The sequence below is a fragment of the Nonomuraea sp. NPDC049695 genome (genome assembly GCF_040674955.1).
GTDB classification, from domain to species: domain Bacteria; phylum Actinomycetota; class Actinomycetes; order Streptosporangiales; family Streptosporangiaceae; genus Nonomuraea; species Nonomuraea helvata.
Genome location: NZ_JBFANV010000115.1, coordinates 22200 through 28440 on the forward strand (window position 1 = coordinate 22200; position 6241 = coordinate 28440).

8 protein-coding genes are annotated in these 6241 nt (G+C 68.8%); 3 read left to right on the forward strand and 5 right to left on the reverse strand.

Features of this window, described 5'->3' with window-relative positions; all coding sequences use genetic code 11:
* The first annotated feature begins 57 nt into the window (after positions 1-57).
* Positions 58-1920: a Stk1 family PASTA domain-containing Ser/Thr kinase gene (gene pknB, locus AB0J64_RS50400; RefSeq protein WP_364044244.1), complete on the forward strand. Its 1863-nt coding sequence runs from the start codon at positions 58-60 to the stop codon at positions 1918-1920.
* A 153-nt stretch (positions 1921-2073) separates the two neighbouring features.
* On the opposite strand, the gene AB0J64_RS50405 is transcribed toward pknB, so the two are convergent.
* Genes AB0J64_RS50405 through AB0J64_RS50415 form a run of 3 tightly spaced genes read right to left on the reverse strand, consistent with a single transcriptional unit; the run spans position 2074 to position 3429 of the window.
* Positions 2074-2646 carry a gamma-glutamyl-gamma-aminobutyrate hydrolase family protein gene (locus AB0J64_RS50405; RefSeq protein ID WP_344999438.1) on the reverse strand — a complete coding sequence of 191 codons (573 nt, stop codon included), beginning with the start codon at positions 2644-2646 and terminating at the stop codon, positions 2074-2076.
* Positions 2643-2801, reverse strand: a complete 159-nt coding sequence (locus AB0J64_RS50410) for a hypothetical protein (RefSeq protein ID WP_364044248.1) — start codon at positions 2799-2801, stop codon at positions 2643-2645. The genes AB0J64_RS50405 and AB0J64_RS50410 overlap by 4 nt, the downstream gene beginning before the upstream one ends.
* A gap of 1 nt (position 2802) precedes the next feature.
* Entirely contained in the window at positions 2803-3429 is a 627-nt protein-coding gene (locus AB0J64_RS50415; protein WP_364044251.1) for a class E sortase, read from the reverse strand.
* A gap of 142 nt (positions 3430-3571) precedes the next feature.
* Here AB0J64_RS50415 and AB0J64_RS50420 point away from each other — a divergent pair, with 142 nt between their 5' ends.
* On the forward strand, positions 3572-3817 hold the full coding sequence (locus AB0J64_RS50420; protein ID WP_344999444.1) for a cell division protein CrgA: 246 nt from the start codon (positions 3572-3574) through the stop codon (positions 3815-3817).
* Between the two features lie 34 nt (positions 3818-3851).
* Here AB0J64_RS50420 and AB0J64_RS50425 read toward each other — a convergent pair whose 3' ends face one another.
* Together AB0J64_RS50425 and AB0J64_RS50430 are read right to left on the reverse strand one after the other, a co-directional pair.
* Complete coding sequence (locus AB0J64_RS50425; RefSeq protein ID WP_364044255.1) at positions 3852-4739, reverse strand: rhomboid family intramembrane serine protease; 888 nt, start codon at positions 4737-4739, stop codon at positions 3852-3854.
* 167 nt (positions 4740-4906) lie between these two features.
* Complete coding sequence (locus tag AB0J64_RS50430) at positions 4907-5443, reverse strand: peptidylprolyl isomerase (protein ID WP_364044258.1); 537 nt, start codon at positions 5441-5443, stop codon at positions 4907-4909.
* 153 nt (positions 5444-5596) lie between these two features.
* On the opposite strand from AB0J64_RS50430, the gene AB0J64_RS50435 reads away from it, so the two are divergent.
* Complete coding sequence (locus tag AB0J64_RS50435) at positions 5597-6097, forward strand: hypothetical protein (RefSeq protein ID WP_344999450.1); 501 nt, start codon at positions 5597-5599, stop codon at positions 6095-6097.
* Positions 6098-6241 lie beyond the last annotated feature (144 nt).

Below are 6241 nucleotides of genomic sequence, written 5' to 3' on the forward strand. Positions count from 1 at the left end.
CGGCGGCCCCCCGAGCAGGCCGGTACCCAAGATGAACGGTAAGGGACAGTGCAGGAAATGACTCAGCCTCGGCTACTCGGAGGTCGCTACGAGCTCGACGGTGTCGTCGGGCGCGGCGGCATGGCCGAGGTGTATCGTGCCCGAGACATCCGGCTGGACCGCATAGTCGCGATCAAGACGCTCCGGGCCGACCTGGCGCGTGACCACACCTTCCAGGCCCGGTTCCGTCGCGAGGCCCAGTCCGCGGCGTCGTTGAACCACCCGGCCGTGGTCGCGGTCTACGACACCGGCGAGGACGTCTCCGAAGGCGCGCCCGTGCCGTACATCGTGATGGAGTACGTCGACGGCCGGACGCTGCGCGACCTGCTGCGCCAGGACAAGCGGCTGATGCCGGAGCGCGCGGTCGAGCTGGTCGACGGCATCCTGCGGGCGCTCGACTACAGCCACCGTGGCGGCATCGTGCACCGCGACATCAAGCCGGCCAACGTGATGATCACGCGGGCGGGCGACGTCAAGGTGATGGACTTCGGCATCGCGCGCGCGATGGCCGACTCCGCGGCCACGATGACGCAGACGGCGCAGGTGATCGGCACGGCCCAGTACCTGTCGCCCGAGCAGGCGCGGGGTGAGCGGGTCGACGCGCGCAGCGACATCTACTCGACCGGCTGCGTGCTCTACGAGCTGCTGACCGGGCAGCCGCCGTTCACCGGCGACTCCCCTGTCGCGATCGCCTACCAGCACGTACGCGAGGAGCCGATCCCGCCGTCGCAGATCGATCGCGACATCCCCCAGTGGGCCGACGCGATCGTGCTCAAGGCCATGGCCAAGGACCCGGCCCACCGCTACCAGAGCGCGGGCGAGATGCGGGCCGACATCCAGCGGGCGATGTCCGGGATGCCGACCGACGCCCAGACGATGGCGATGACCGCCAACCACAACGTCCAGGGCACGCGGATGATGACCGCGACCCAGGCGGCGCAGGGCCCGGCCACGCAGCGCACCACCGCGGTCCCCCCGTACGAGTACGGCGATGGCGACGGCGGCGGACGCGGCGGGCGGCGCCGGGCGAGCGGCGGAGGCGGCAACAACGCCGTCAAGACCGCGCTGTGGATCATCGTCCCGCTGCTGATCATCGGCGCCTTCATCACGGTCGGCTACCTGGTGTTCGCCTCGAAGGACACGCCGTCCGACACCCAGATCGCGATCCCGTCCCTGGTCAGCCAGGAGAAGGACTACGCGAAGAAGCAGCTCGAGGATCTCCAGCTCAAGGTCGAGGTCGTCCAGGAAAACAGCGACGACGTCGACAAGGGCAGCGTGATCAGGACTGATCCGCCCGAGAACACCAAAGTCGACAAGGGCTCCAACGTCAAGCTGGTCGTGTCGAAGGGCCCGGCCAAGGTCACGGTGCCCGACGGCCTCATCGGCCTCTCACAGGCGGACGCCATGAAGGCGCTGGAGGACGCCAAGCTGCGCGGCACGGTCAAGACCAAGAACTCCTCCAAGAAGCAGGGCACGGTCATCGAGACCGACCCCAAGGCCGGTGAGGAGATCGAGAAGGGTGGCACGGTCACCCTCTACGTGCCCAAGGAGCTCGGCGAGGTGCCCAGCGTGATCGGGCTCACCGTCAAGGACGCGTCCGAGCAACTCAGGGCCGCCGGCTTCAAGCCCAGGGTCTCGGAGCAGCCGAGCGACCAGCCCGAGGGCACGGTCATCCAGCAGAACCCGGGTGAGGGCGCCAAGTACACGCCGGGCACGACGGTGACGATCGTGGTCTCCACCGGTCCCGAGCTGAACTCGGAGCAGCCGCCCACCGAGGAGCAGCCGACGGAGCAGCCCACGGATCAGCAGACGGACACCCCGTCCGAGGACGAGCAGCAGACCGACGACAACCCGATCGGCGACGACCCTCTCGGAGGCTGATCTAGGCATCGGAAAGGGCCGCCCGGGAAACCGGGCGGCCCTTTCCGTCTTTACCGGGCGGCCTTCTCACCGCCGACGCACACAAAACGCCCCCGCCGCTCGGGGGCAACGGCGGGGACGCTCATCTGGTAGTCGCTCGGCGGAAGACGTTCGTTACACGATTCGGCGCAGCCAGTTCTGGAGCAGCCGGTGGCCGTGCTCCGAGAGCACGGACTCGGGGTGGAACTGGATGCCCTCGATGGGCGCCTCGCGGTGACGCAGGCCCATGATGACGCCGTCCTCGGTGCGGGCGGTCACCTCGAGCACCTGGGGGACGGTCTCGGGCAGCACGGCGAGCGAGTGGTAGCGGGTCATCCGCACGGGCGAGGGCAGCGTCTCGAACACGCCCTTGCCGTCGTGAGCGACGGCACTGGTCATGCCGTGGACGAGCTCGGGCGCGCGGGACACGGTGGCGCCGTACGCGACAGCGATGGCCTGGTGGCCGAGGCAGACGCCGAGCAGCGGCAGGCCGCTCCCGGCCGCGTGGTGGACCAGGGGCACGCTCACGCCGGCCGCCTCGGGGGTGCCGGGGCCGGGGCTGATGAGGACGCCGTCGAAGCCGTCGGCGTCGCTCACGCGTACGTCGTCGCGCGGGCGCACGTCGCAGTCGGCGCCCAGCTCGCGCAGGTACTGCACGATGGTGTGGACGAAGCTGTCGTGGTTGTCCACGACCAGCACGCGGCTCATTTCCTTACGTTCACCTCGTCAAGCGTCACCATGGGCTCGAGCAGTGGGAAGACGACATCCCACAGTACGGCCACCGTGACAGCGACCAGCACGACGGCCGTCAACACCTTGACCCACGTGGTGCCGGGCAGCTTGCGCCAGAGCCAGGCGTACATGTCACTCCTCCCTCGGCTCGATGTCCTTGAGCACCCCGTGCACGACGTAGCGCTGGGCGGCCGAGTATTCGGGATGGCAGGTGGACAGCGTGATGAAAGCCCGGACAGGCCGGATGTCGGGCTTGCCGGGCACAGGCGCGAACTCGTCGATCTCGGTGGGATCGACGACGTCGTGCGAGGTCACCCGGTACGTGTAGCGGGCCTCGCGGGCCTCCACGACGATCTCGTCGTCGCGTTCGAGCTGGTCGATCTCGTTGAACGGGGCCGCGTACGTGGTGCGGTGCCCCGCCAGCGCGAAGTTTCCGACCTGGCCGGGCATGGCGCTGCCGGGATAGTGCCCGGGACCCTTCTTCAGGTCCTCGGTCTCCACGCCCTCGACCACGGCGTACGAGTAATGAGAGCCAAGCTTGGGGATGCGCAGCAGAGCGAGGGCCGAGCCCGGCACGGGCTTGTCCGGCTTCTTCGCCCCCGGTCTGTCCTGCTTGGTCACCGCCAGTTCGCGCTGGAGCCGTTCCTGCTCCCGCTCGGTGTACACGCCGGTGCCCCAGAGCAGGTAGGCGCAGAACAACATCAGGATCAGGCCCGCGGTGATGCTCGTCTCCCCCATGGCCCGGAGCATGGTCCGCATTCGACGAGTTTATTTCGGCGAGATGCGGCGGCCCGGGATCGCCATGTCCCGCGCGTGGCGACTATCCTGGGGACCTTCAACTACGCTTAACGCCAGAGCCTGCGGACGATCCGGATGCCCAGGCCCTCAGCAGGAGTTACCAGTGCCCAAGTCCAAGGCTCGCAAGAAGGCGGTCTACACGCCGCCGCAGAGAACGCAGCAGGTCAAGGTCAGCCCGCGCTGGCTGGCGCCCACGATGGTGGTGGCGTGGATCATCGGCATCCTGTGGATCGCCGTCTACTACGTCGCCCCGACGACGCCCTTCCTCAAAGACCTCCAGAACTGGAACCTGCTGATCGGGTTTGTTTTCATCGTCTTCGGTGTAGTGCTTTCCACCCGCTGGCGTTAGTTCTTTCCACAGTCTTTTCCACAGGCTGGGGAAGTCAGCTCACGCCGGCGAGGATGGCCGAGGTCCGCACCATCACGAGCACGGCCAGCACCGCCAGCGCTCCCACGATGGCCAGCACGTGCCAGAGGGCTCTGTTGCGGGTGGGGGCGTAGGCCAGCGCCGCCGCCAGCAGCGTCCCGGTGACCAGACCGCCGACGTGACCGGTCCAGCTGATGCGCAGGCCGGAGATCGCGGGCAGCACGAACGTGATGGCGAGGTTGAGCCCGATGATCAGGGTGATGCCTCGCACGTCCAGGTTGAGCCTGCGGCCCACCACGAAGACGGCGCCGAACATGCCGAAGACGGCTCCCGAGGCGCCGACCGTGGCCGTCGTCAGCGGGTCGAGCCAGAGGCTGAGCACCGAGCCGCCCAGCGCGCTGAGCAGGTAGACGGCCGCGTAACGGAGGTGCCCGAAGGCCCGTTCGAGGTACGGGCCGATCACGAAGATGGCCCAGCCGTTGAAGAGCAGGTGGAGCGGGTTGCCGGCGTCGTGCACCAGGGCGACGGTGACCAGGCGGTAATACTCGCCGTTGACCACTCCCGGCGTCCACATCGCCAGAGCGCCGCCGAGCGCGTTGTCCGTCAGCAGCTGGCCGCCGAAGACCAGCGCGGTGATGGCCAGGATGGCGTACGTCACGATCGGCGTGCTGACGACTCTGCCGCCGAAGGTGGACCTGGCCTGGCGGATGGCCGTGTTGCCCTCGGCCACGCACTCCGGGCACTGGAAGCCCACGGACGCGTCGCGCATGCAGTCGGGACAGATGGGGCGCTCGCAGCGCTGGCAGCGGACCCAGGTCTCCTTGTCCGGGTGCCGGTAGCACGTGGGCACCGCCTCAGCGGGCTGCTCGGGCTGCTGGGGCGGGCTGGGCGGCTGGCTGGTCATAACCGGAAGCCTATGACTTACGCTCCCTGCCTGCGTCCCGCCAGGCAGCCCGCCGCCCCAGGTGCGCCACCACCCCTCCGGCGCCGCCGGTGCGCCGTGCGCACCGGGCCGTGTGGAGCCTGGGCGGAGGGGCGGGTCACGGCTCCGGGCCGAAGCGGCGCTTCAGGTCAGGACTGGACGCGCTCGATGGTGACCGACTCCAGGACGACGTCCTCCACCGGGCGGTCGCGGCGGTCGGTGCCGGTCTTGGCGATGGCGTCCACGACGTCCTGGCCCTCGACCACCTCGCCGAAGATGGTGTGCCGGCCGTTCAGGTGAGGCGTGGGCACGACCGTGATGAAGAACTGCGACCCGTTGGTCCCCTTGCCGAACCGGACGCCCGCGTTGGCCATGGCCAGCAGGTACGGCCGGTTGAAGTAGAGCTCGGGGTGGATCTCGTCGTCGAACTCGTAGCCGGGGCCGCCGATGCCCTGGCCGAGCGGGTCACCGCCCTGGATCATGAAGCCGGAGATGACCCGGTGGAAGATCGTGCCGTCGTAGTAACGGTCGGTGCTCTTGTCGCCGGTGCCCGGGTGCGTCCATTCGCGCGTGCCTTCTGCAAGCTCGACGAAGTTGCGCACCGTTTTCGGGGCCTTGGTGGGAAAGAGTTCGACCTTGATATCGCCGCGATTGGTCTTCAGATTAGCGATCAGCTTCTCAGCCACGAGACAGCTGCCCCCCTCTGTACAGGGTTGGTTCGTGATGTTTCAGTGCCATGGCCGTTCGGCCATGAGAGCCATCCTCCCACGGCTGTCCAGGATTGAGCCGCCTCGTCCAGGGAAGGTCAGGCTCGGGATCCAACGACAGGGGAGGTTGTCGTGTCCCTGACACTGAAGAGACGCCGCGTGGTCATAGAGGTTCCCGCCACGTGGATGGGCCGCATGAAGGCCCAGGCCGTACGAACCGGCCACCGAATGGCGCCCATGGCGGACCAGGCCAAGATGGCCGCCGCCCAGCGCTTCGAGGACGCCCGCTACTGGGCGGCGCCGCGGCTGGAGTCCGCGGCACACGGGATCGAGGATCAGGTCGCTCCCGCGGTCAGCTCGATGCTGACCCGGGCGGCCAGGCGAATCGATCCCAAGCCCACGCGGTCGCGGCGATGGCCGATGCTCGTTCTGCTGACCGGTGTAGCGGTGGGGACCATGGGTTACATGTTCTACCGCCGCAACGCTCAGCAGTGGACCGAGCACATGAAGGAATCCGCCTCGGATGCGTCACGCTGGGTCAGCGAGAAGGCCGACAGGACCGCCGAGTCCACTGACCGGATGGCGACCAATGTGTCGAACAAGGCGGACGAGGCATCGCGCAAGATGTCCTGATTTGCTGCTGCCGGTGCTGCCGGCAACAGGGAAGCGGGGGGGCGGGGGGGCCGCCGCGGGGGGCCGGGGCGGGGGGGGGGGCGCCCGGCGCGGGGCCCCGCGCGGGGGGCGCCCCCCGCGCGGGCCCCCCCCCCCCCCCCCCCC